The sequence below is a fragment of the Leuconostoc pseudomesenteroides KCTC 3652 genome (assembly GCF_014634745.1).
GTDB lineage: Bacteria > Bacillota > Bacilli > Lactobacillales > Lactobacillaceae > Leuconostoc > Leuconostoc pseudomesenteroides.
In genome coordinates this window covers 359,699-385,840 of record NZ_BMBP01000001.1, presented here as the reverse complement: position 1 = coordinate 385,840, position 26,142 = coordinate 359,699, and the positions used below count along the sequence as shown (strand labels likewise).

20 protein-coding genes and 1 tRNA gene are annotated in these 26,142 nt (G+C 39.1%); 19 read left to right on the top strand and 2 right to left on the bottom strand.

The window, feature by feature from the left end; genetic code table 11:
• Positions 1 to 109: 109 nt before the first annotated feature.
• The 19 genes from IEU65_RS01855 (at position 110) to IEU65_RS01765 (ending at position 24,330) form a co-directional block, all read left to right on the top strand.
• Positions 110 to 1,282, top strand: a complete 1,173-nt coding sequence (locus tag IEU65_RS01855; RefSeq protein WP_147651271.1) for a 2-isopropylmalate synthase — start codon at positions 110 to 112, stop codon at positions 1,280 to 1,282.
• A gap of 1 nt (position 1,283) precedes the next feature.
• Positions 1,284 to 2,357 carry a 3-isopropylmalate dehydrogenase gene (gene leuB / locus IEU65_RS01850; RefSeq protein ID WP_010295060.1) on the top strand — a complete coding sequence of 358 codons (1,074 nt, stop codon included), beginning with the start codon at positions 1,284 to 1,286 and terminating at the stop codon, positions 2,355 to 2,357.
• Positions 2,354 to 3,730, top strand: a complete 1,377-nt coding sequence (gene leuC / locus IEU65_RS01845; RefSeq protein WP_010295055.1) for a 3-isopropylmalate dehydratase large subunit — start codon at positions 2,354 to 2,356, stop codon at positions 3,728 to 3,730. The genes leuB and leuC overlap by 4 nt, the downstream gene beginning before the upstream one ends.
• A gap of 9 nt (positions 3,731 to 3,739) precedes the next feature.
• Positions 3,740 to 4,324, top strand: coding sequence for a 3-isopropylmalate dehydratase small subunit (leuD, locus tag IEU65_RS01840; RefSeq protein WP_010295047.1), 585 nt, complete (start codon positions 3,740 to 3,742; stop codon positions 4,322 to 4,324).
• Positions 4,325 to 4,386: 62 nt separating this feature from the next.
• Positions 4,387 to 5,175, top strand: a complete 789-nt coding sequence (locus IEU65_RS01835) for an L-threonylcarbamoyladenylate synthase (RefSeq protein ID WP_147651272.1) — start codon at positions 4,387 to 4,389, stop codon at positions 5,173 to 5,175.
• Between the two features lie 415 nt (positions 5,176 to 5,590).
• Complete coding sequence (locus tag IEU65_RS01830) at positions 5,591 to 6,622, top strand: HoxN/HupN/NixA family nickel/cobalt transporter (RefSeq protein ID WP_010285830.1); 1,032 nt, start codon at positions 5,591 to 5,593, stop codon at positions 6,620 to 6,622.
• 172 nt (positions 6,623 to 6,794) lie between these two features.
• Positions 6,795 to 6,868, top strand: a tRNA-Lys gene (locus tag IEU65_RS01825).
• 381 nt (positions 6,869 to 7,249) lie between these two features.
• Complete coding sequence (locus tag IEU65_RS01820) at positions 7,250 to 8,650, top strand: amino acid permease (protein ID WP_010285834.1); 1,401 nt, start codon at positions 7,250 to 7,252, stop codon at positions 8,648 to 8,650.
• An 86-nt stretch (positions 8,651 to 8,736) separates the two neighbouring features.
• Complete coding sequence (locus IEU65_RS01815; RefSeq protein WP_010285836.1) at positions 8,737 to 9,660, top strand: helix-turn-helix domain-containing protein; 924 nt, start codon at positions 8,737 to 8,739, stop codon at positions 9,658 to 9,660.
• A 122-nt stretch (positions 9,661 to 9,782) separates the two neighbouring features.
• On the top strand, positions 9,783 to 10,991 hold the full coding sequence (locus IEU65_RS01810; RefSeq protein ID WP_010285838.1) for an MFS transporter: 1,209 nt from the start codon (positions 9,783 to 9,785) through the stop codon (positions 10,989 to 10,991).
• Positions 10,988 to 12,361: an FAD-binding oxidoreductase gene (locus tag IEU65_RS01805; protein WP_010285840.1), complete on the top strand. Its 1,374-nt coding sequence runs from the start codon at positions 10,988 to 10,990 to the stop codon at positions 12,359 to 12,361. The genes IEU65_RS01810 and IEU65_RS01805 overlap by 4 nt, the downstream gene beginning before the upstream one ends.
• Before the next feature lie 205 nt (positions 12,362 to 12,566).
• On the top strand, positions 12,567 to 14,183 hold the full coding sequence (gene pyrG / locus IEU65_RS01800; RefSeq protein ID WP_010285841.1) for a CTP synthase: 1,617 nt from the start codon (positions 12,567 to 12,569) through the stop codon (positions 14,181 to 14,183).
• 98 nt (positions 14,184 to 14,281) lie between these two features.
• Positions 14,282 to 16,081 (top strand): excinuclease ABC subunit UvrC, encoded by a 1,800-nt coding sequence (uvrC, locus tag IEU65_RS01795; RefSeq protein WP_139967191.1) that lies wholly within the window; start codon positions 14,282 to 14,284, stop codon positions 16,079 to 16,081.
• Positions 16,082 to 16,189: 108 nt separating this feature from the next.
• The gene (obgE, locus tag IEU65_RS01790; protein WP_010285848.1) at positions 16,190 to 17,509 is read left to right on the top strand and encodes a GTPase ObgE; all 1,320 of its coding nucleotides are present in this window, start codon (positions 16,190 to 16,192) and stop codon (positions 17,507 to 17,509) included.
• A 184-nt stretch (positions 17,510 to 17,693) separates the two neighbouring features.
• Positions 17,694 to 19,379, top strand: a complete 1,686-nt coding sequence (gene alsS / locus IEU65_RS01785; protein ID WP_010285850.1) for an acetolactate synthase AlsS — start codon at positions 17,694 to 17,696, stop codon at positions 19,377 to 19,379.
• A gap of 401 nt (positions 19,380 to 19,780) precedes the next feature.
• Positions 19,781 to 20,344, top strand: coding sequence for a hypothetical protein (locus tag IEU65_RS01780; RefSeq protein ID WP_010285853.1), 564 nt, complete (start codon positions 19,781 to 19,783; stop codon positions 20,342 to 20,344).
• 188 nt (positions 20,345 to 20,532) lie between these two features.
• On the top strand, positions 20,533 to 20,694 hold the full coding sequence (locus IEU65_RS01775; protein WP_010285857.1) for a hypothetical protein: 162 nt from the start codon (positions 20,533 to 20,535) through the stop codon (positions 20,692 to 20,694).
• Positions 20,695 to 20,840: 146 nt separating this feature from the next.
• Positions 20,841 to 21,428, top strand: coding sequence for a hypothetical protein (locus tag IEU65_RS01770; protein WP_010285860.1), 588 nt, complete (start codon positions 20,841 to 20,843; stop codon positions 21,426 to 21,428).
• A 178-nt stretch (positions 21,429 to 21,606) separates the two neighbouring features.
• Entirely contained in the window at positions 21,607 to 24,330 is a 2,724-nt protein-coding gene (locus tag IEU65_RS01765; RefSeq protein WP_010285862.1) for a BspA family leucine-rich repeat surface protein, read from the top strand.
• Positions 24,331 to 24,361: 31 nt separating this feature from the next.
• On the opposite strand, the gene IEU65_RS01760 is transcribed toward IEU65_RS01765, so the two are convergent.
• Both IEU65_RS01760 and IEU65_RS01755 read right to left on the bottom strand, forming a co-directional pair.
• The gene (locus tag IEU65_RS01760; RefSeq protein WP_010285864.1) at positions 24,362 to 24,748 is read right to left on the bottom strand and encodes a hypothetical protein; all 387 of its coding nucleotides are present in this window, start codon (positions 24,746 to 24,748) and stop codon (positions 24,362 to 24,364) included.
• A 24-nt stretch (positions 24,749 to 24,772) separates the two neighbouring features.
• The gene (locus IEU65_RS01755; RefSeq protein WP_010285866.1) at positions 24,773 to 26,002 is read right to left on the bottom strand and encodes an aminopeptidase; all 1,230 of its coding nucleotides are present in this window, start codon (positions 26,000 to 26,002) and stop codon (positions 24,773 to 24,775) included.
• Positions 26,003 to 26,142 lie beyond the last annotated feature (140 nt).

Here is a 26,142-nt window from a genome sequence, read left to right as displayed (position 1 = left end):
AGCTAGTTGTTAGGTATTTATCTAATGGCTAGTGAATAAAAGGATGTGAGTGCATAATCCCGGACTAGTCATATTGACTAATCCGGGATTTTAATTTAAGGAGAAAATTATGGCAAGCAAAGTAACTTTTTATGACACAACAATGCGTGATGGTGAACAAACAATTGGGGTTAACTTTTCAATTGACGAAAAGATTGAAATAGCAAAAGGACTGGATAATTATGGCGTTGCCGCCATTGAAGCGGGATTTCCTGCGGCTTCTCAGAAAGATTTTGAGGAAGTTAAAAAAATTGCAGAAGTTGTGGATAATGCAAAAGTTGTCGGTTTGGCACGAATGGTCAGAAACGATATTAATGCCGTTATTGAGGCAACTAAGAATGCAAAACATCCAATGATTCACGTGTTCATTGCAACTTCACCCATTCATCGTGAGTTCAAATTGCACATGACTAAAGAAGAAATATTGGACAAAATCAAAGCAGACGTTACTTTTACTAAGCAATATATGCAAGACATTGTGTTTTCACCTGAAGACGCGACGAGAACTGAACCTGATTTTTTGGTAGCCAGCGTGCAAACAGCCATTGACGCCGGAGCAACAATGATTAACATACCAGACACAGTTGGTTATGATACGCCAGAAGAATATGGTGAGGTTTTTGAAAACTTACGTCAAAATATTATTGGTTTTGACACAGTTGGTTGGTCAACTCATACGCATAATGATTTGGGAATGGCAACAGCTAATGCTTTGGCAGGCATTGCGCATGGGGCGACGGAAATTCAGGGCACAATTAATGGTATTGGTGAACGCGCTGGAAATGTTGACATGATTGAAGCAGCCGCAGCGATTCAAGTGCGTCATGAAAAGTTTAATGTTGAAACGGATATTGTCCTAGCGCAGTCGAAAACTATTTCTGACGTTGTCGCACGCGCAACCCACATGCCAGTTGCGGGTAATAAACCAATTATGGGACGCAATGCCTTTGCTCATGAATCTGGTATTCATCAAGATGGCTACTTAAAAAATCCAGAAACATATGAGATTTTGAAGCCAGAAATGGTTGGTGCTACGGCGTCCTTACCTTTAGGTAAATTGTCAGGATCGCATGCCGTCATGTCAAAACTAAATAGCTTAGGTTATGAGGTGACGCGTGATGATATGAAAATAATTTTTCCTATTTTTAAGTTAGTTGCTGAAGCGTCTGATTTGATTACAGATGAGCAATTAAAGGTGATTATGCAAGTCGTTGCAGAAAAAGAAATGGTGAGTTATCAATAATATGACATCCGTTAAAAAAATAGTAGTTTTAAAAGGCGATTATATTGGTCCGGAAATCATGACAGCCGGGTTATCAGTATTAGATGCTGCGACAAGGAATGAAGCATTTTCCTATGAACTTATAGATGCACCTTTTGGTGGTGATGGTATTGATCGAGCTGGTGATCCTTTACCCCAATCGACTATTGATGTTTCAAAGCAAGCTGATGCGGTGCTCCTTAGTGCAATTGGTGGACCGAAATGGGATAATGCGCCACGACGCCCAGAACAAGGGTTATTAGAAATTAGATCAAAACTTAATTTATTTGCTAATATACGGCCAACAAAAGTGACTCAAGCGCAAATTGACCGCTCACCACTGAAGCCAGAGTATGTTGAAAATACGGATTTTGTAATCGTTCGTGAGCTGACCTCTGGTGCTTATTTTGGAAAACCACGTAAGCTCGAAGCACATCAAGCCATTGATACGATGTATTACAGTGAAGAAGAAGTGACTCGTATTATGCACCAAGGTTTTAAAATGGCGCAAAGGCGGCGTAAGCATGTCACGATTGTTGATAAGTCGAATGTATTGGCTACATCAAAGTTTTGGCGAAGGATTGCTCATGAAATTGGCGAAAGTTACCCAGATGTAACAATCGACGATTATTATGTTGACGCGATGACAATGGCAATTATGACTAAGCCCGCAACATTTGATGTTGTGATTATACCTAATTTGTTTGGGGACATTTTAAGTGATGAAGCAGCACAAATTACAGGCTCCATTGGGCAAATACCATCTATGTCAGTTGGTGAAAGCGGTCCTAATTTGTATGAACCAATTCACGGTTCAGCACCTGATATTGCTGGTCAAGGCATAGCCAACCCCATTTCTATGGTGAATACGGTAGCAATGATGTTATCAGAAAGCTTTGATGAAAAAAAGATTGCCAATAAAATTACTGCAGCAGTAGATTACGTTATTGAAAATCACTATGTGACGCCAGACATGGGTGGCACAATGACGACCGATGAAGTCACACAAAAAATGATTGATTACATCAAAAAATATGAATCGGCGGATATAAAATGAGCAAAACACTATTTGATAAAATTTGGGAAAAACACGTCATTACTGGGGAAGTTGGTGAGGCTCAACTGATTTATGTCGATTTGCATTTGGTACATGAAGTGACCTCGCCTCAACCCTTTGATGGGTTGAGAAGTACAAATCGCCGGGTGAGACGACCAGATCTAACTTTTGCAACCATGGATCATAATGTACCAACGAAAGATATATTTAATGTGCAAGATCAAATGTCTCGATTGCAGATGGACACATTAGTCAAAAACACGAAAGAATTTAACATCCCATTAGCATCAATTGGTGATGACAAACAAGGCATTGTGCATATTGTGGGACCCGAACGCGGTCTAACACAGCCTGCAAAAGTAATCGTATGTGGTGATTCCCATACAGCAACTCACGGTGCGTTTGGCGCAATCGCCTTTGGTATTGGTACTTCCGAAGTTGAGCACGTGCTAGCGACTCAAACGATTTGGCAGGTGAAACCAAAAACCATGGGGATTAAGGTTACTGGGAAGCTGCCTAAAAATACGTACGCCAAAGACATTATCATGGGCATCATTGCTAAATATGGGGTGTCATTTGGTGTCGGCTATGCGATTGAATTTTACGGAGAAACTGTTGAAAATCTTTCAATGGAAGCACGTATGACGATGTGTAACATGTCAATTGAAGCTGGTTCAAGAACTGGTATGGTACAGCCAGATCAAACGACATTTGATTACATTGAGGGTCGTGAACAAGCACCCAAGAATTTTGAAACTGCAAAAGAGTATTGGTCACAATTCTATACAGATGATGAAAGTGATTTTGATAAGATACTGACCTTTGATGTATCAAATTTGAAGCCGATGGTGACATGGGGAACAAATCCAGGCATGGCAACAGCTGTTGATCAGTATTTGCCAGAAATTAAAGATGAAAATGATGCTAATGCCTATGAATATATTGGTTTACACCCCAATATGAAGCCAGTTGATATTAATTTGGATTACATTTTCATTGGCTCATGCACGAACAGCCGTTACGAAGATCTTGAAATTGCTGCAAATATGATGAAAGGGCATCATTTAGCGCCCAACGTCACTGCATGGATCGTGCCAGGTAGTCGTGCCATTAGAAATCGTGCAATTAAAACAGGCATTGCTAAAATATTTAAAGATGCTGGGTGTGAATGGCGTGAACCAGGATGCTCAGCATGTTTGGCAATGAATCCTGACAAAATACCGGCTGGCAAACATGTTGCGTCAACATCAAATAGAAACTTCATTGGACGCCAAGGGGCAGGATCAAGAACGCATTTGGCTTCTCCAGCGATGGTTGCTGCGGCAGGAATTGCTGGTCACTTTGTTGATATTACGACAGATGAATTTGTATAGGGGGATAATATGGAAGCTTTTGTAAGCGAAGTAGGCAGAGCGGTTGTGATTCCAAATGACAACATTAATACTGATATTATCTTGCCTAAACAATTTTTGAAAAACATTTTGAAAACCGGATTTGGGAAAGATTTATTTTATGACTGGCGTTACAATACCGACGGCTCATTAAATGAGGCATTCGAGCTAAACAAACCAGAACATAAGGGTGCTTCAATTTTGATTACAGGCAATGACTTTGGATCAGGATCATCACGAGAACATGCAGTATGGGCGTTAACGGATTATGGATTTAGAGCAGTAATTGGCGGCGGATTTTCAGACATTTTTTACATGAATTCAACCAAGAATGGCTTGCTACCAATTGTGTTGCCTGAAGAAAATCGGAAAATATTGCGAGGCATTCAAGCAGATGAAACTATTCAAATTGATTTACCTGAACAAACTGTGACTTATAAAAATAATATTTTCCATTTTGATATTAATTCACAATGGAAAGAAAAATTTATCAATGGTGAAGACGATATTGATAACACAATGAAATATGAAAAATTGATTTCAGCGTTTGAAAAGCAACGACCAAATTTTGGATAAACGAGCAAATCATTTATAAATCAGAAACAAAAAGCAATATATTAAAAGGATGGTATTTTATCATGACAGAAGCAACAACAGCAAAGATTCATTGGAATGGTGGCGTTCAAGCTGAAGCCATTAATATCTTGAAAGAAGATGGCGGAATGATTGTGAGTCCAACAAAAGTGGGTTACATTATCATGACTTCAGACGATAAAGGATTAGAAAGAAAGTTTGCTGCCAAAAATCGCAAGCGTAACAAGCCAGGTGTCGTATTATGTGGTTCAGTAGAACAAGTTAAAGAATTAGCGCAAATGACACCAGAAATCGAACAAATGTATCAACAACATTGGAATGAGGATATTTTGTTGGGGTGCATCTTACCATGGCAAGCAGAAGCTAAGAGCAAGATACCAAATGACGGTACAAAAGATTTGATGATGGATCAACGTGAAACGAGTTGTTTTGTTATCAAGTTTGGTACACCAAGTGAAAATATCGCCAAAGAAATGTGGGAAAAGTATGGCAAGTTCTCGTTTGCAAGTTCAGCTAATCCTTCTGGTAAAGGAAACCGTGGTTTGGTAGCTGGTATTGGTGATCAAATTGAAAATGCTGCTGACCTAATTATTGAGGCCGATGATTATGTGGCATCAATTCAACCTGATAAGACGCTGGACACACGTTACGAACAAGGTGTGATGGTATCAATGGTTGACGAAGCAGGTCAGCTTATCCCAGAACAAAATGGTGCTGTTGGTGTTCAACCAGCACCAATCGTTATTCGTAAAGGATTAGATGTCGACAAAATCATGAAAATTATGAGTGATATTTTCTCGTCATGGGATTATCGTCACGGATTTTATTATTAAACGTTTGACAAAATGAAAATTTAATAATATAATTTTAATTATATTGTTAAATAAATAACAAAAAAAGAGGTAAAATTATGCATAAAACAATGAAGCAAGTCAATCATTCTCTCCTCTACCTACTCCTCAATTGAGGTTTAGTAGGTTCTTTGAGTGACTATCTACTAAATAAAAATCGTTTGGTAGATAGTTGGGACAACATTAAAAACACCCCAACTTTAATATGGTTGGGGTGTTTTTGTGTTGATGCACTCAAAGCAACAAATGTAGTCAGCGATTATCGATCACCTTCTCGTCAAAGTAGCATGTTGAAAGGACATAATTTGTCTACTAAGGACACCATTTGTTCGCTATGTTTACCAGAGAATATATCCTATGATAATCTTATTTTTACAGTGCAAGGAGAAGAAAAAACATGATGTTAAGCACACAAAAACAAACAACGTTACAGTCAGATGCAATGCGCTATGGTGCAATAATCGTCCTTTTTTTAATTTCAGGAATAATGTTATTAATGACCAGTGCTGCGCAGTATCCTGAAATGATAGCAATGGCTTATTTGTCGTTCACCATGGGACTAAGGCATGCATTTGATGTCGATCATATTGCTGCCATTGATAACATGACGCGTAAAATGCTAAATGATGGCAAAAATACGCGCGGTGTCGGCTTCAGTTTTTCATTTGGTCATTCAATGGTTGTGGTATTGATGGCAATGGCAACAGTTTTATTTGTCGAGTGGGCCAAACATGCCATGCCGGTTTTTGAACATATTGGTGGCGCCTTAGGGACTTCAATTGCAGCTGCTATGTTGATAATGTTAGCTATTGTCAATAGTTTTATTTTGCGTGATATTTGGGTGAAATTTACGGCAATGCATCATCGCAATGGTGTGGATGATAAGCAGGAACAAGTTAACACCTCTAAAATATATCGTTTGTTTTTGAAGTTATTGGGCATGATCAAGCATAATTGGCAAGTGGCAATCGTTGGTTTTTTGTTTGGTTTAGGCTTTGATACTGCGACACAAATTGCGGTTTTGGCCACGTCTGCTACCGCTGCTAATGAGGGAATACCATGGTATTCAACCATGGCTTTTCCGTTGCTGTTTACTGCGGGGATGTGTTTGATGGATACTGTTGACGGCTTCTTTATGAGTACAACATATCATTGGGTATTTTCATCACCATATCGAAAAGTCTATTATAATTTGACGATTACAGGCATTTCTATTTTAGCTGCTGGGTTCATTGGGTTTGTGGACTTTATTCAATCATTTTCCGTCATGCTTGGCTGGCAAAATGGTTTAACGAGATGGGCAAACGCGCTGGATTTTAATCAAATGGGTATCATCTTGGTTGGGTTGTTTGTTGTTGCTTGGATTATTGCCATTACTATCTGGCATGTGTTTCATTTAGCTGAAAAGGATGAAGAACAAGTCATATAGATTAATTTGAGCTTAAAAATGAGTGATATAAGAAAATTTGTAACTACGAAAATATGGAGGTGTTAACTAGATGTTCAGGGCCTGTTAAAAGAATACAACTTAGTTGAAAAAAGGGGTTGCTTTTTTTTAGAAAAGTCTGTAATATATATAAATGTGCTAAGGCATAAGAAATGCTCCTGTAACTCAGTTGGTTAGAGTAGGGGATTTTTAATCCCAAGGTCCTCGGTTCGAATCCGAGCGGGAGCACTGAGTTAATCAGGCGACCTTGGGTGATCCACAAAAAACAGAATTCTTAGGAATTCTGTTTTTTATTTGCTTAAAATAGTAAATTAGTGTATTATTGATGAAAACGTTGAAGAGGACAAGTAACTATTGTTGTTGTTGAAGAGATGCCATACTTGGTGAGAGTGGCAAAGCAATGATGGTGAATAACTACCTCCGAAGTGACATACGATTAGCGCACGTGAAAGTATGACCGGTGTCATTGGTCGTTATTCCAATGAGAGTGAAATGAATTGGCTATTTTTGATGACGGCTGATATGACTAAGGTGGTACCGCGCGAAAAGCGCCCTTGAATTTTTATTCGAGGGCGCTTTTATTTGTTTAAAAAAGAGGATGGACGAGTTATGGCAGGAAAAGAATTAAATCGTGATTTATCATCACGTCAAATGCAGATGATTGCACTAGGTGGCACGATAGGTGTCGGCCTTTTCATGGGATCTTCAGCAACTATTAAATGGACAGGTGTTTCTGTCCTGTTGGCATACGCATTGGCTGGTTTAGTGCTGTATTTGGTGATGCGTGCTTTGGGAGAAATGTTATATGTTGATCCATCGGTTGGCTCTTTTGCAAATTACGCTACAAAATATATTCATCCCGTAGCTGGATATCTCACGGTGTGGGCAAATGTATTTCAATGGCTGACAGTTGGTGTTAGTGAAACAATTGCCGTGGGCATTTACTTAGACTTTTGGTTCCCACACATTCCCGATTGGGTGACGGGCGTTGTCGTATTAGCGATGTTGACAGCAGCTAACTTAGTGACGGTGAAAGCTTATGGTGAAATGGAAACGTGGTTTTCGTTAATTAAGGTTGTCACTATCATCTTCATGATTATTCTAGGATTGCTCGTGATTTTACTAGGATTTGGTAATCATTGGCAACCCTTAGGCTTTTCAAATTTGTGGGCGCACGGACCATTTTTTGCTGGTGGGATAAAAGGATTTTTCTTTGCATTATCAATTGTCATTACATCATATCAAGCAATTGAGATTATTGGTATTACAGCAGGTGAAGCCGCCAATCCTCAGGTTGCCATTGTTAAGTCTATTAAATCAATTGTTGCGCGTATTTTAATATTTTATATTGGTGCTATTTTTGTTATCATTACGATCTATCCTTGGGATAAATTAGATCAAGTGGGATCACCATTTGTGGAGACTTTCTCACGAGTAGGTATTACAGCTGCTGCGGGGATCATTAATTTTGTCATGATGACGGCTGCAATGTCTGCGTTGAATTCGGGAATTTTTTCATCAAGTCGCATGCTGTACACGTTGGCTTTGGGAAAAGAATTATCACCTAAGTTTTTGAAATTATCTAAGCACCGTGTGCCAACGCTGCCTGTGTTAGCGATTTCTGGTGGTATCTTGTTAGGCATCATTTTAAATGCAGTTTTGCCCATGTTTTGGCATGGTAGTTCTAGCATTTTTGTACTGGTTTATTCAGCCAGTACGTTACCCGGTATGGTGCCTTGGTTTGTCATTTTGGTTAGCCAAATCAAATTCCGAAAAGCTAATGCGGTATTAATGGCAGATCATCCCTTTAAAATGCCATTTGCACCATACACCAACTATTTTGCGATTTTGATGTTATTGGTGACGTTGGTATTTATGATGATTAACCCCGATACACGAGCACCATTGCTTGTTGGGTTTGCTTTTCTAGTCATCATGACCATTGTTTTCTTTGCAACACGTGCTTGGCATGCTAAGAAAATGCAGCAAGGTTCAAACAGCAATCATTAAGTTGCTGTTTTTTATTTGCTTTAATTGATCGTTGTTATTATGATAATATTACTAAATAAATTTCGCAAAGATGGGGAAGAGACGTAATGTTAGAAACAAAATGGCATGAAATGTCGGATAATTTGGACCATTACAAACGATTCTTGTTTGATCAGTCAGCCACAATTAATCCCCAAGCGATTAAATTATTACCAGGTGTTGATTTTATTTTACATGATTATGATATTGCACATTATCGTGCCAATATTAATTTTCCAAATAAAATATTGCGCCTTGACTTTGCTTATGCTGGCAATGTTCATGCTGTTAACAATCATAGGGAAGCAGTATTTTTAGAACCCGGATTTTTAAAAATTTCTCAAGAAGCAGATGAGCAAAGAAACTACAATATTATTGATGGACATTATCGTGGTGTCACTTTTTTAGTTAATCCAGAAAAAGTTGACGAAGAATTATTTAGTTTAGTTGGCAATCCTGATATTTGCCAACAAATTTTTCAAAATCAATTAACAAATCGAAATTTTCGATTGATGAAAACTGAATTTATTGATCGTCTCTTTAAAGATATTGCGGAAGTTGAAACCCATAATCAACGCCAATTTTTAAGATTAAAAGTTGCTGAACTGTTGCTATATCTCACAACATATCAAAGTACTTTCCCACAACAATATTTTGCCACCAAAGATATTAAAAAAATTAATGCGATACATGATTTTCTGCTACAAAATTTAGACAAAAGAATAGCGATTGTGCAACTATCCAATCAATTTCATATTAGTCAAACGAGATTACAGAAATTATTCAAATCAACTTATCAACAGACAATTCACCAGTTTGTTTCTGAGAAGCGATTTGATAAAGCATGCGATCAACTCAAAAATAGCAACGCCAAGATACTATCAATTGCAACTGGAATTGGTTATGGTAATGTCAGTAAATTCTCGGCCATTTTCAAAAAGAAAACACAGATGACACCAAAACAGTATCGACAACTCTACAACATCAATTAAGCCGTCAATTTTTATAAAATACTCAAAAGGGCTACTTTTGTCAAAAAAGGATAGTAAAAGCAGCAGAACTTCTTTAGATTAGTTAACAGAATAGTTAATCAACAGGAAGGGAAGTTCTATTCATGAAAAAGAAACTCTTTGTGGCAACACTTGTGTCGTATTTAGGAATTTACATTACGATGCCAGTGCTCTCAGCCATTTCAACAAAAGCACATTTAATGCCAGGTCAAATTGGCATTATGATTTCGTTAGGTGCTTTCGCCATGCTGCTCTTTGCACCAATTTGGGGAAAGTTGAGTGATTCATTTGGCAGACGTATCGTTATGATTATTGGTCTATTGGGTATGGGTGCGTTTTTCATTCTATACGTCGCCTTGCTCCACATGGCGATTGGAACGGCGACAGCCAGCTCGATGCTGATATACGCGTTAATGGGCACTAGGTTTTTGTTAGGTATTTTTATGACCACAACGCCAACGGCTGCTAATGCTTATATGGCAGACATTTCATCAGTAACAGATCGCGCAAAAGATATGTCTTCATTGGGATTTGCTACCGGTCTAGCTATGGTTTTGGGTCCTATCATTGGTGGTCTAATTTCGGCCTCAGGCAATTTGTATTTACCTTTTTACACAACGATAGTTTTGCTCTTAATTTTTGCAGTGATTATGACAGGTATCTTGCCAAAACAGCAAATCACAATTGACAATGCAAAAAATGACGAAACAACCCAAAAGCAAAAAAGCAAATTTTTCTCGGTGCAATTATTGAGTTGGTTGTTGGTTGGTAGCTCAGTGATGTTTGTGGTTGTCGGCTTACAATTACTCACATCATTATATTTACATGACAACATCGGGCAAAGCGTCATCCAAAGTGCCAAAACATCATCATTTTTGTTTGTTATTTTAGGTGTTACGTTGATGATTGTTCAAATACTTCAAATCAAAGTCTTTAATTTTTCAGCGCGACAAATGATGCTGATTGGTATTCCGCTCATTGTGATTGGGTTATTACTCATTGCTTCTGCAAATGCTTATTGGTTAATGATTGTCAGTTATATTTTCATTGGTGCTGGCGCGGCGTTAGGTATGAGTTCATTATCAGCAGGCGCTTCATTAACAGTTTCTCAAGAACATCAAGGTGCGGTTGCCGGCGCTGTTGCTATGACACAAGCAATTGCTGGAATTGTATCCCCATTGTTTGGATCATTTATCTATCAAATTAATACTAAATTACCATTTCTGTTTTTTGCAGGATTTGCTGTGTTGACATACGTGTTGTTTATGATAATTACTGCACACCAAGCTGAAAGAGGGGTGCGTTCCGAATGACAAATATTAAACAAACTGGCACGCAAGATTGGCCACCAATTCCAGAAGAGCTGCAATCAATATGTTTGGATTCTGATGATGACCAGTACAGCCGTTTTCAATCTAATTATTTTCAAGTTGGTCATCCTGCGTTAATATTTGTTGCAAAAACTGAAGCCCACGTGAGTGAAGTTATTATGTACGTGGCACAATTGCAACGTCTTGCAAAAGATGCCGTACCATTTTCAATTAAAAGCGGCGGGCATGGCCTTACTAAGCAGTCTATTAATCAAAATGGCGTTATACTAGATCTATCTCAGATGAATCGTGTGACTGTTTTGGACGCTGAAAAAGGCATATTTGAGACACAATGCGGTGCAGTTTGGGGAGACGTGGCTGCAAAAATTGGTCAGTCTGGGCTTATTTTATCAAGTGGTGACTTTGGCGATACTGGCGTTGGCGGTCTCGCAACGGCTGGTGGTATCGGTTTATTAGTCAGAAAACAAGGACTGACGATCGATCGTATTATTTCGGCAACTGTTATAACAGGTGATGGGAATCGACATGTCGTCTCTGAGGAACATGAGCCTGACTTGTTTTGGGCGCTACGGGGTGGTAGTTCTCAAATTGGTGTTGTGACTAATTTTGTGTTTCAGGCTGACGCAGTACCTCAAACAGCACAAGGTGTATCTGTCCCAATTATGTATCAAAAGATCAGTTATGATTTGAAAGATTTATGGCAATTTTTGCGCCATTGGCAGCAATGGCTTGCCAATTGTGACTATGATTTGTCTAGTCTCTTGATGATTACTAAGCAGGAGGGGGGGAATCCGCTGGCCGCGACAGCAACAAATGTCTGGATTGGTGAATCAACAGACAAAATGAAAACATTATTGCGTGCTAGCAAGAATCTTGAACAAGTTGTCGAATATGAATGGCAACAGATGAGTTATGCTGACTTAGTCAAAGCGCCACATTTGGACAACAAGGGGGATCAAGATGCTTATGTCAAAAATGTGTTGGTCGATCAATTAGATGCTGAAATTGTGCTGAAATTAGCCAAATTAATTGCTTTGGATAGTGTAATGGGTCTTGAAGTTCGTGCTATTGATGGTGCTATAAATATGCGCGCTATTAATTTTAATGCGTGGGCACACCGACAGGCTAAATTTTTTATCGCGGTTTGGTGTGATCCAACAATGTCAGATGACTTGAATCAGCAATTTAAAGCACTACATTTGGAAAACCTAGGGGTCTATGGCGCCTATTCTAGTGACATTAGCCAAGCTGAAACGAAGCGTGTTTGGCCAAGTGAAACAGGACGTCGCCTTCATCAAATTGCGAAGCAGTATGATCCAAATCAAATTTTCAACCAATCCAGACGAATTTGATGGACAGGGACATTGACTGGGTGTTTAAGATAATTCAATTTGACAAATGAGGACTAACTCTGTATTATAAATTAGGGCTCCCATTTGTTGGGACAAACGTTAAAAGCTCTCAAGACTTTCTTGGGAGCTTTTCTATTTTATTTTACCCCTAATTGTTACGTCATTTCTGTGGTTGTAAACGCAGATGGAATCATGAGGAGGCATCATGGCAGATAAACAAGTGAAGTATATTTTCGTTACCGGCGGCGTTGTGTCATCGCTTGGTAAAGGAATTGTGGCGGCATCTTTAGGTCGTTTGCTAAAAAATCGCGGGCTCAAGTTAGCGATTCAAAAACTAGATCCCTATATCAACATTGATCCCGGAACGATGTCACCTTATCAACATGGTGAAACTTTTGTGACAGGGGATGGCTTGGAAACAGATCTTGATATGGGTCATTATGAGCGTTTCATGGACATCAATACCAACATGTATTCTAACGTGACAACAGGTCGTATTTATTCCGAAGTTTTGGCTAAGGAACGTCGTGGTGATTATGACGGCGGAACAGTTCAAGTTATTCCACATATTACAGATGCTATCAAAGACAAAATGAAAAAAGCTGCTGAATCGACGGATGCGGATGTTGTTATTGTCGAAGTCGGTGGTACGGTCGGTGATATTGAAAGCTTGCCATTCATTGAAGCATTGCGTCAAATGAAGTCTGATCTTGGCAACGAAAACGTCTTTTACATTCATACCAGTTTGATTGTTTACTTGACTGCAGCTGGTGAAGCAAAAACAAAGCCAACGCAGCATTCGGTTGCACAATTGCGTTCATTGGGTATTCAACCTGACATGATTGTCTTACGTACATCAGAACCATTAGAAGAAGGACTCAAACGTAAGATATCAACTTTCACTGATGTTAAAGCTGACGCTGTCATTGAATCACGCGATGTTGAAACCCTTTACGAAATTCCATTGAACTTACAAGCACAAGGCATGGACGATGTGGTTTTGAATAAGTTACAAATTGATGCACCACAAGCTGATATGACAGCTTGGTCAACAATGGTTGAATCAATTAAGCATCCTAAAAAAGCAGTTAACATTACTTTAGTTGGTAAATACACGGACTTGCCAGATGCTTATATTTCAGTGAATGAAGCTTTGAAACATGCTGGATACTCGCAAGAAGCAGAAGTTAACATCAATCACATTAAGTCAGAAACTGTCACTGCTGATAATGTCAACGATTTGTTGCAAGACGCAGATGGTGTGATTGTACCAGGTGGATTTGGCGCACGTGGTACAGAGGGCAAAATTGAAGCGATTCGTTATGCCCGTGAAAATAATACACCATTCCTAGGTGTGTGCTTGGGTATGCAGTTAGCATCTGTTGAATTTGCCAGAAATGTTTTGGGTTACAAAGATGCTAACTCTACTGAACTAAATCCAGAGACATCAGCGCCAATTATTGATTTGATGAAAGATCAAGAAAATGTTGAAAACCGCGGTGGCACACTACGTTTAGGCTTGTATCCAGCTATGTTGTTGCACGACACATTGACAGCAAAAGCTTATGGCAATAAGCCTGAGGTTGAAGAACGTCATCGTCACCGTTATGAATTTAACACCAAATTCCGCGATGAATTTGAAAAAGCTGGTATGGTCTTTGCGGCAACTTCACCGGATGATCGTTTGATGGAAGTAATCGAATATCCTAAAAATGACTTCTTCGTTGCAGCGCAATATCATCCTGAATTCTTATCACGTCCTGATCGTCCAGAAGGTCTCTACCATGATTTTGTGGCAGCTTCCTTGGCGCACCAAAAATAATTATTCTCAAAATCCTATCATCTATAATGGTAGGATTTTTAATCGCTTGTCATGACCGTTTTTATAGCAGTACGTGACATGACTGGTATAATGAAACTATGTTAGCAAATCCATCACAACATATTGAACAAAAATTAACCTTGCTACCGGCTGAACCGGGCTCTTATCAAATGAAAGATGCTAACGGTAAAATTATTTATGTCGGCAAGGCAAAAAATCTCAAAAACCGAGTAAGATCATACTTTAAACAAGATCACGATGGTAAGACAGCTGAATTGGTTGCCAATATTGTTGATTTTGATTTTATTGTGACCAATTCTGATAAGGAAGCCTTTTTAATTGAGAATGAATTGATTAAAAAGTACAAACCTTACTATAATATTCGCCTCAAATACGGTACGGGGTATCCTTACATCAAAATCACCAAAGAACGTGATCCTAAAATGGCGCTAGTCAACGAAGTTAAAAAAGACGGTGGTTTTTATTTTGGACCATATCCAAACGTTTATGCAGCGCAAGAAACATTACGATTTTTAGAGAAAAACTATCCTTTACGTCGCTGTAATGGGTTTCAAGGACGGCCTTGCTTGTATTACAATATGGGGCAGTGTTTGGGACCATGTTGGCATGAAGTGCCTAAAACTGAATACGATCAACAAATTACACGTATCAAGCATTTTCTAGATGGTGACACCAAAGCGGTGAGAAAAATAATCACCGAAAAGATGCAAAAAGCAGCGTCATCGCTGGAATTTGAACATGCAGCGGATTTGCGTGATCAGTTAAAATATATTGATGAAACAGTTGAAAGCCAACGGGTATTATCACGTGATACGACACCACGAGATTTATTCAACTACTATTTGGATAAAGGTTGGATGACGGTTGAAGTCTTTTTCTTGCGCCAAGCCCGTCTCATTCGTCAATTTAAACGGACCTTTGCGATTGTAGGTGAGGCTGACGAAGAAGTCACGAGCTTCATACAACAGTTTTATGCACAAAAAAACATTCAGAAGCCACGCGAAGTATTGGTGCCAAAAGGCATTGATACCAAGGCGCTTTCAGAAATATTGAATGTACCAGTTCGAATACCAGTGCGTGGTGAAAAGCGAGATTTGCTTGATTTGGCGGCCAAAAATGCGCAAATCGTCTTAGAAGAAAAGTTCCGTTTGATGCAATTAAATGAACGAAAAACAACTGGTGCCATGAAAGAAATCACCGACGCGTTAAATATTCCGATGGGACATCGGATTGAGGCCTTTGACCATTCTCATACGCAAGGGGTCGAGATTGTCAGTGCGATGGTTGTTTTTGATGATGGCGTACCCAACAAGGATCTTTATCGCAAGTACAAAATTCAGTCTACTCATCACGCTGATGAATGGGCTGAAACGCAGGAAGTAATCCGTCGACGTTACAGTCGTGTTCTCAAAGAGGGTGGTGATTTACCTGATTTGATTTTAATGGATGGTGGTGAAATTCAGCTACATGCAGCTAAAGAGGTATTGATTGACGAACTTGGGCTTATAAATGTTCCGATTGCCGCAATGGTCAAAAATGATAAGCACAAGACGGCTGATTTAATCGATGGTAACACAGAACAAATTGTGACTTTGGATAAACAATCTGAGGGGTTTTTCTTAATTCAACGCGTACAAGAAGAAGTTCATCGTTTTGCCATTAGTTTCCATCGCCAATTACGGAGTAAGCATTCGTTAGCTTCACGACTCGACACAATTCAAGGTGTAGGACCCAAAACGCGCCAAAAATTATTGCGTGAATTTGGGTCATTACCAAAAATCACGGCAGCAAGTATTGATGAATTGGCGGCAATTGGTATCAACGAAAAACTAGCGCGAGTAATTCACCTGTCGCTTAATGCCGGGGAACATAGCTAATTTCATGCTTTTATGGTAAACTAGAGTGTTTAACATACGCAAGCACACAGGGTGTGCAGACAAGGAGAAAAGTGGCGACTGACTTGAGGTCAACGCCATGACAAATTTATGGCATTCGTAGATCAAGCACAAATTGAAGTAAAAGCCGGAAAAGGTGGCGATGGTATTGTGTCTTTCCGTCACGAAAAATTCGTGGCAATGGGAGGACCTTTTGGTGGTGACGGTGGTCACGGTGGGTCAATCATTTTTAAAGTAGATGAAGGTCTGCGGACATTAATGGACTTCCGATACAACCGCCATTTTAAGGCACAACCTGGTGGTAATGGGGGCACAAAAGGTATGACTGGTGCATCCGCTGATGACCGGTATATTAAAGTGCCACAAGGCACAACAGTAAGCGACGCCGACACAGGCGAAGTATTAGCTGATTTGCTAGAAAATGGACAAGAGCTTGTTGTTGCTAAAGGTGGTCGTGGCGGTCGCGGTAACATCCATTTTGCAACGCCTGCTAATCCTGCACCAGAGTTGTCCGAAAACGGTGAACCAGGTGAAATTCGCAATCTCAAATTAGAGTTGAAAGTCTTAGCAGATGTAGGACTAGTTGGTTTTCCTTCTGCAGGAAAATCAACGCTATTGTCTGTTGTATCAAATGCGAAACCCAAAGTAGCTGCTTATCATTTTACAACTTTATCTCCTAATATTGGTATGGTGCGTTTGGATGATGATCGTGACTTTGTTATGGCGGACTTGCCGGGTTTGATTGAGGGTGCTGCGCAAGGCGTTGGTCTAGGCTTTCAATTTTTACGACATGTTGAGCGAACTAAGGTAATCTTGCACTTAGTTGATATGTCAGGTATTGAAGGCACTGATCCTTATACGCAATACCGCAAAATTTTAGATGAGTTGCAACAATACGATGAGACGATTTTAAATCGCCCACAAATTGTGGTGCCTACTAAGATGGATATGCCTGATTCAAACGAAAATTTGGCAAAATTCACATCAGAAGTCGAAGCAGATTCCGGTTTGCCAACTATGCCCACGATTATGCCTATTTCTTCAATTACACGAGATGGTGTAAAAGACCTAATGCGTTTGACAGCAGATATGTTGGCCACTGCGCCTGCACCTGAAAGCTATCGTCCAGTAGTGGAAAACGAAGTGACTGAGAAAACGTACACCTTTACACCTGAAACACACGACTTTACTGTTGAGTGGGTTGAAGATGAGGAGCGTTGGTTGTTAAGTGGGGCAGAAATTGAAAAGTTGTTCTTAATGACAAATATTCAACGAGATGCAACTATTATGCGTTTTGCGCGTCAACTGCGTCATATGGGCGTTGATGATAAGCTACGTGAAGCCGGCGCCAAAGATGGTGATGATGTGCGCATTAATAATTCTGACTTTGTGTTTGAATTTAGTGATTAAAAGTGAGAAAGCTTGCCCGATGAGGCAAGCTTTTTTGTTGAGAAATAATTCACAATCTTTAAAAACGTTGAGTTTGTGAATTATGTATCATTGATATTAAAACAAACTTCACAATTAACCAGTACAAAACTCATGTGAAAAGTGCTATGATAACATTATTAAATCAAGAAGAGGCAAACTTTAAATGACAGAACAAAAATATGGTTCAGATATTGTCACAGACAGTCTAGTTAATCATGGTGTTGACCTTGTTTTTGGTATTCCAGGTGCAAAAATTGATCGTTTATTTGAAACACTTGAACATCCCAAGACCGGTCAAAAAGTACCAAAGTTAATTGTGACACGTCACGAACAAAATGCCGCCTTTATGGCACAAGCATTTTCACGTATCACAGGTAAAACAGGTGTTGTGATTGCGACTTCTGGACCAGGTGTTGGTAACTTAGCAACCGGTTTGATGACAGCTAACGCTGAAAGTGATTCAGTTGTTGCCATTGGTGGTCAAGTACCACGCCGTGATTTGTATCGTTTGACACACCAGTCAACGAATTCAGTATCGCTCTTTAACGCTATCACTCATTATAGTTCAGAAATTCAAGATCCTAATAATATCTCAGAAATCATTGCAAATGCTTTTGCGGCGGCGAATGGTGCGAAAAAGGGTGCGGCGTTTGTGTCATTACCACAAGATGTTGATGATGCACCAGTATCAATTTCTGCATTGCCACAAGTACCTGAGGCACAGCAAGGTGCTGCTGCTATTGCTGACCTCGATTGGTTGGCTGAACAAATCAAACAGGCTAAGCTACCTGTTTTGTTGGTGGGTGCGCGCGGATCTGATGATGCAACGGTGACGGCTTTGCATCATTTGCTTAAACAAACGACGTTACCAGTTGTTGAAACATTCCAAGGTGCAGGGGTTATCTCTCGAGACCTCGAACCTGAAACTTTCTTTGGTCGTATCGGATTATTCCGTAACCAAACAGGTGACAAGCTTTTGCAACAAGCTGATTTAGTGGTGACATTGGGTTATGATGCCATTGAATATGAGCCACGAAACTGGAATAAGGAAAATAATTTGAATATTGTTGCGCTAGACACGACACATGTTCAAATTGACAACAATTTTGTACCAAAACGTCAATTGATTGGTGATTTAGCGCAGAGTTTGGATTTGTTGGCAGAGCGTATCAATGGGTATCAAGTCCCTGCTGAAAGTCAAAGTGTCTTGAAAGCATTAAAAGATGATTTGCGTGCTTCTGACGAACCATCTTACACACCTGCTGAAGGTAACTTGAACCATCCGCTTAATGTTATTAAGTCAATCCAAGCCCACGTTACAGATGATATGACAGTTTCAACAGATATTGGATCACACTATATTTGGATGGCACGTCATTTCAAATCTTACGTGGCACGTCACTTCTTAATTTCTAACGGTATGCAGACGCTTGGTGTTGGTTTGCCATGGTCTTTGACCGCTGCTATGGTTCGACCAAATGCAAAGTCTGTCTCTGTATCGGGCGATGGTGGTTTCTTCTTCTCAGCTATGGAATTAGAAACGGCGGTGCGTTTACAATTGAACACTGTTCACATTGTTTGGAATGATAACGCGCATTATGACATGGTTAAATTCCAAGAAGAAATGAAATACAACGGTGAATCTGCTGGTGTCACATTTGGTAATATTGATATTGTAAAATATGCTGAAAGTTTCGGTGCTAAAGGTTTGCGCGTTACAACGCCTGATCAGTTGGATAAAATATTAGACGAGGCTTTTGCTACGGAAGGCCCTGTGGTAGTTGATATTCCTGTTGATTATTCACATAACTATGAGCTTGGTTCACAATTGATTGAATCTGAAGGTTGAACATAGAAAAGCGCGTTTTTGATGAATGTTCAAAAAGTTAAAGTGAAATTTAACTAATAATTAGAACGGCTAGTTGACGGTAGAATAACGACAACTAGCCGTTTTAATTTTGTCTAAATTTGACCATTGTTATCATACATGATTCAAGATTGACTTGCGCCTTTGAATTCTTTAACTGATGAGTATTGCTTTATCTTCCTAATTTAGACTCTTGGTCTATTTTGGGTGAATAAATAAATTGGTATATGTTATTAAAAGTAATTATAGTGCATATTTATAAGACTTTTTAAATAAATGGTATACATTAACAAGTAAAAGTAGTATACTCGTGTTGTACCCAGGGGACAAGCTTATGAATTAAATTGCAAATATTTTATCATCAAGTAAAGGGGAGTTTTGTTATGAAGAATATTATTGGAATGACGCTAGGTGTTTTAACAGCAGCAAACTTGACAACTGCTGTTATACCAGCAACAAGTGTATTTGCGGACACTACAACACAGAATACTGCAAAATTAACTACAACTACTGATTTTGGTGGGCTAGATCCAAATAATCCGGTCTTAGATAGTTCTTCAACAAGTCACTATATTTCTGGAGTAGCCGTTTTGAACTATATCAAAGAAAATGATTATAGCGCTTATCAAAAGCTATCTGAATCAGATAAGCAGGCGGTAATTAGTATGGATGAGTTGCGTCAAGGCAGTACTTATGTAAAATCATATAGCAATGGGCATACGCGACTGTACATTAATTCTGCGTTAGTTAAAGTTGTTAAATTAGCTGGGGCTGTAGCAATCGCTGGAGCGGTAGCCAGCGCTATTGCCTCAGCAGGAATAACTGGTGCACCAGCTGCAATGATTGCTACTGGTGTTGGTGGTGCTATTTCTCTTATTCCAGCAGATCGTGGTGCTTGGTTTGAGTTTAATAGTCGCTGGAATATAGTTAATTTTGGTTCTCAATAATGCTAAAAATTAACATATTAATTGCAGTTTTAATTATTGCGTTAATATCATTGGCGTCGGAAACATGGCTACCGCAATATTGGCAATTAATAACCATCGTCTCTGTGTTGATTTCATTGGCAATTGTATACTATTTAAATCGGTCTGACGATGGCTAATGCAGAGTTGATTTATATGTGAGGTTATCAATGACCAAGTTCAACAAGAACTTAATTACATTTAGTAGTGGCTTAGTTATCGCCTTAATTGTTGTAATTTTAATCGGTCAACTCACGTTACAAAATTTACTATTAATCACTATAGCTTTGTCAGTGAGCTTAGCAATTAACAACAAATTAGATCATTATTAGTAGTTAAAAAGGTGCAGAATTTGTTCCTTTTTATTTTTTCTAAATTAAACTTGAGTTCATTCATAGAGAACGAGTTTTTACGGGCTTTTTTATCTGTCCAAATGTGACAATTCTGGTATACTATTCCTAGAAAAAGGAGTAGCACAATGCATTTAGGTTTGACTATTGGTACACTGATCATCACGGTGTATTTCATCAAAAAACAATTTGAATTTGAGAAGGTTTCCAAGGTCAGGTATTATATGATACCTGCTTTTGGGGCGTTCCAATTTGTAACGAATGTTAGCATCAAAAATGCCTTCGACGCGACTTTATTAGTGATTGTCTTTGTGATGAGCTGTCTTATTGGATGGTATCAAACCCGTGATTTTGCTATTAAAGTGCACGATGAGCCAACCAAATATATTGTCAAAGAAAATCATCAAGAATCACCAATTTATGAACGTGCACTGTATTCTCGTGGCGGGCGCAGTTACATTGTCGGTTGGATTGCGATTTTTATATTGCAAATTGTGATTGGCCTAGTGACACATACGGTGTCACTTGATGAGGTTAGTCATGAGTGGACTGCTGAAATACTCAAAGACTTGCTAATATTCTTTAGATTCAATCATGACGAGTATTGGTGGATATGGGAAATATTTGCGGTTTCTAACTTGAGTTACTACTTAATCCTCAAAAACACGAATAACCAAATGCGCGATGCTTTCAAATCTGAACCAAAAGCATCATGAAAAGTTTAACCACTTGTAGCAGAAACAGTCTGCTACAAGTTTTTTATTGTACAAATTATAATACGAGTCAAGAATATATTTTTCTTCAAATAGTTCATAATTTGTTCACTAAAAATTCGTCTGGTCTTCCACCCCCCCCTAATAGAATGAGGGTCTAGGCTACTAATGGAGAAAAATCATGCGTTTGAACAAACAATTCTACTTACAAATATTAATTGCATTACTAACCTTTACTGGACCGGTACAAGCCGTGACAGCTGCCGAAGTGATGACAGCTGATAACGTCAAAACGGATAAAAAGCTATGTCTACCAAATGCCGGTCGCTCTGACTTGCAAGAATTGATTCAGCGCGTCGCTACTGACGATACTGGTGACGGTCAGCCAACAGAACCGGAACCTGATGAACCCGAGACACCTGAAGTAGCTCAAGTGGAACAGCCTAAAGTTGAAGCAGACCCACAAGTTGAAGAACCTTTGGCGAAGACAGATAGTAAGCCAGCTTCGTCTGGAAAAGCACCACGAGCAATAACGACAAACACGAACGGGACTAGCACTTGGACATTTGATTCGGATACTGGTTTGTTGGTTTTTGGGGCGGGACAATTAGCACAGAGAATTGATCAGAATTTGGTAGCCGCTGATTTGGTGGCCACTCAAGTCAAGAAAATTCAATTTGAAGCTAATGTCACAGTAGACCCCAATGTGACTTATTTATTTGCTAATCTAGGACAACTCAGTGAGTTTATTGATTTGCAAAATTTTGATACGAGTAATGTGACTTCAATGGCTTATTGGTTTTATTACACTAAGGGGCTAACCAATCCTGATTTGAGTGTGTTGAATACCAGTAATGTGACCAATATGTCTTATATGTTTTATGGGAGTGGTGTCACTAGTTTGGATTTGAGTGGTTGGAGTGTAGATAAGGTAGTTTATTTTTCATATATGTTTTATGGCACTGATAATTTAGAGTACTTGAATCTGTCCGATTGGGGTAACAATCGTACGGCAACCTCAGTTCGAATGGCATTTATGTTTTCAGATACAACTAAACTCACTACGCTAATTATGAAGAACTTTCAGACCACCAATGTGACTAATATGAGTGGAATGTTTTCCAACACTGGTTTAACGAGTTTAAATCTTAGTGATTGGGATGTGCGTCAGGTTGTGACATTTGAGGCAATGTTTAGTAGCGAAAAGAATTTATCGACATTAAATTTATCTAATTGGGGTGTGAATCGTACTGCCACCTCGGTTAGTATGAGAGGTATGTTTCAAGGCTCTAGCAACAATGGCTTAACTAAATTAAATTTAACAAACTTTCAGACCACCAATGTGACTAATATGAGCGATATGTTTTATCAAAACGAAACGACGGAAACAATAGATCTTAGCAGCTGGAATGTGGATCAAGTCACAACATTCCAGTATATGTTCGCTTACTCCAACATAAAATCATTAGATTTATCTAATTGGGGTATAAATCGTACCGCCAATGGGGTTGATATGAGTTATATGTTTTATAGTAAAGTTGCGTTAATTAGTTTAAATTTAACGAATTTTAAAACCACCAATGTCACAAATATGAGCAATATGTTTGCTTATAGCAACATAGAAGAATTAGACTTTAGTGGCTGGAATGTAACCAAAGTAACAACGTTCTTAAGAATGTTTTATTCTGCCAAAATACAAAGTCTTAACTTGTCAGATTGGCATGTCGGCGCTGAAACTAGTTCGGTAATTATGGCTTATATGTTTTATAGTACCCCTGCTTTGACGAGTTTAGATTTGACGAACTCAACGATTACAAATGTAACGACTATGTTTTACATGTTTACCTACACCGGATTAACGAGTTTAAATCTCAGTAATTGCGATGTCTCTAAAGTCACAACATTCCAGTATATGTTTTATAAGGCGTCTAATTTATTAACATTAAACCTCTCAGGTTGGGGTAACAGCCGTTCGGCAAATAATGTTGACATGAGCTATATGTTTGCTGATGCCACTGTCTTAAGTAGTTTGACCTTAACCGGCTTCAACACAAGCAACGTCACTAATATGAGCTATATGTTTTCAAATACCAAGTTAGCTTCACTAGATTTAAGTAATTGGGATGTGACTAAGGTAACAAATTTCACGTATATGTTTTCAAATTCAAAATTAATGACTTTAGATTTAACTGGCTGGAGTACTACCTCGGGTAATGCTTTTAACATAATGTTCAATGCCACCAACTCCCTTTGGAAAATTGCCCTAGGTAAAAATATTAAGTTTGCCAACAATCCTAACTTCACGTCAGCACCGGCTGTTGGCACAACAATTACCGATAATGGACAAAAATACAAAACTACGGCTGCGTCTTGGCAAGAAGTTGGGACAGGAACTGACCATTGTCCAACGGGAAACATGGTCACCACAACACAAATGTACGCTGACAGATCAGAACCTGTCACCTACGTCTGGGCGCAAACACCGACAATTGATGCTGCGTCAAACATTGTTTTTGGTACACTGAATGCGAGCGTCTTTGGTGGCGGAAAGTTGCCGATAGCAACTAATATGTCAACAGGAAAGCTTGATCTCATCAACTTAGAAGCAACTATCACCTATGACATCACAGTTTCGCAAACTAGCGACTGGGAGGCAAATGGCACAACTGACAAGATAACGCGTCATGATCTCAAACTCATGTATGGCGATGATGAGTTATCGGATCATGCAACCACTTTTTGGCAAGGTCAATCAGAAAACAGCCAAAAAAGTGTTAGTTTGAGCCACAATCCTGATAAAAGTTTCCGTCTTTCACTCAATCCAGCAACGATCATTAAGTCCTCATTATTGGATAAACAAATGCAATCAACGCTTACTTGGTCATTCAATGACACGCCATCATAAAAAAAGCAAGCTACCAACGGTAACTTGCTTTTTAATGATCATGCATGACACGTGTCATCATGATTGCCTCTATAATGACAAAAGTTGCTAAACGTGGCCAGTAGCTCAATGCAAGTACATCACGCGTCAACGTACTGGTCAAAATAAATGTACTAATGACATAAATGACATAAAAGAAAAATGTTAATTTATAAGGAACATCAGAATTATTTTTCAGGCGGGGTAATTGCAACAGATAGAGCAGTGCAATCACAGTTGCCATAATAATCGTGACAGCTGTTGCCATACTTGTCTTGGGACTCGTATGCCAAAAATCAAGATGACCAATGGCGGCGATAATAGCAATGAAAAATAAGTCATAAAGCCGCTCTTTTAATGAACGACCGCCATCCCATTTGTCTAATAAATTATTGATCATCTTGAAGCTTCTCCCAAATAGATGTTAAGCCCAATCACCATTTCTAAAGACTGGGACAATTTGACCATCTTGCGTGATACCATCGATTGACATATCGGCTGAACCAACCATAAAGTCAACATGAACATCTGAAATATTCCAACCACGTTTTGCCAAATCTTCTGGTTGATCAGTTTTACCACCAGCAATATTTGAAGCATAGGCAGCGCCAATCGCCAAGTGATCAGAGGCATTTTCATCAAACAACGTGTTGTAGAACAACACACCGCCTTGGGCAATTGGTGAAGGATCAGGCACAAGTGAGACCTCACCCAATGATTTGGCACCTTCATCTGTATCAATTAGTTTCTGCAAAACAGGCAAACCCTTTGAGGCAGAAGCTTTCACAATACGACCATTTTCAAAATCTAATTCAATGTCTTCAATCAAGTTACCTTGATATGAAAGTGGTAATGTTGCTGCCACATGACCTTGGATATTACGGTTGTCAGGCGCTGTGAAGACCTCTTCGGTTGGCATGTTTGGAATAAAGACGTTGCCAGCTTTATCGTACGAAAAAGCTGCTTCCCAAATATGACCTGTTGCTAAACCAATTGTAAAGTCTGACTTAGCATTATGATAATGTAATGATTTAAAGTTTTGACTGTTCAACCAATCGGCTTTATTTTTCAATGTTTCAATATGCGTGTCCCAGTTGGCAATGGCGTCCGTTTCATCATCAACACGAACGTCTTTCAAAATTTCAGCCCACAAGCGATTGACTGCTTCTTCACCCTTGAGGTCAGGGAAAACTTTTTCCGCCCAAGCTTGTCCGGCAGCAGCAACTACCAACCATGAAATGTCATCTTTCATGGTTGCTTCACGAACACGACCCAAAGCTTTTTGGTTAGCCTTTGTCAATGTGTGAAGACGCTCTGCATCAACGCCAGCTAAACCATCAGGATCTTGTGATACAAGTGAAATACGTGAAGCGTATTGATCCATCAATTCATTTGCTTTGGCAACGGTATAGTTGGGAACCGTTGTTAAACGATCTTCTGGTGCATGATCAAGAAATGCTTTTGCAATTGTTTGGTCTGACCATTCCATCACCACTTCACGGGCACCAGCCTCATAAGCAGCGGCCACGATTTTATGAGCAAAGTAGGCTTCATCAACAGCAGCATACAAAATAATTGTTTGACCAGGCTGCACATTGACGCCTTTTTTGACAATGAGTTCAGCGTACTTGTTGAGTTGCGTTTCTAATGACATGGTATTCTCCTGAATAAAAGTTAGTGTATCTGCTCATTTTCCCATGAATAATAATTATTTACAAGCTTTTTGTTGCAAAAATCGTATGATATAAATGAACAGCTTAATCAGCGCAGTAGCGTTTTTTCTTGTATAATAGT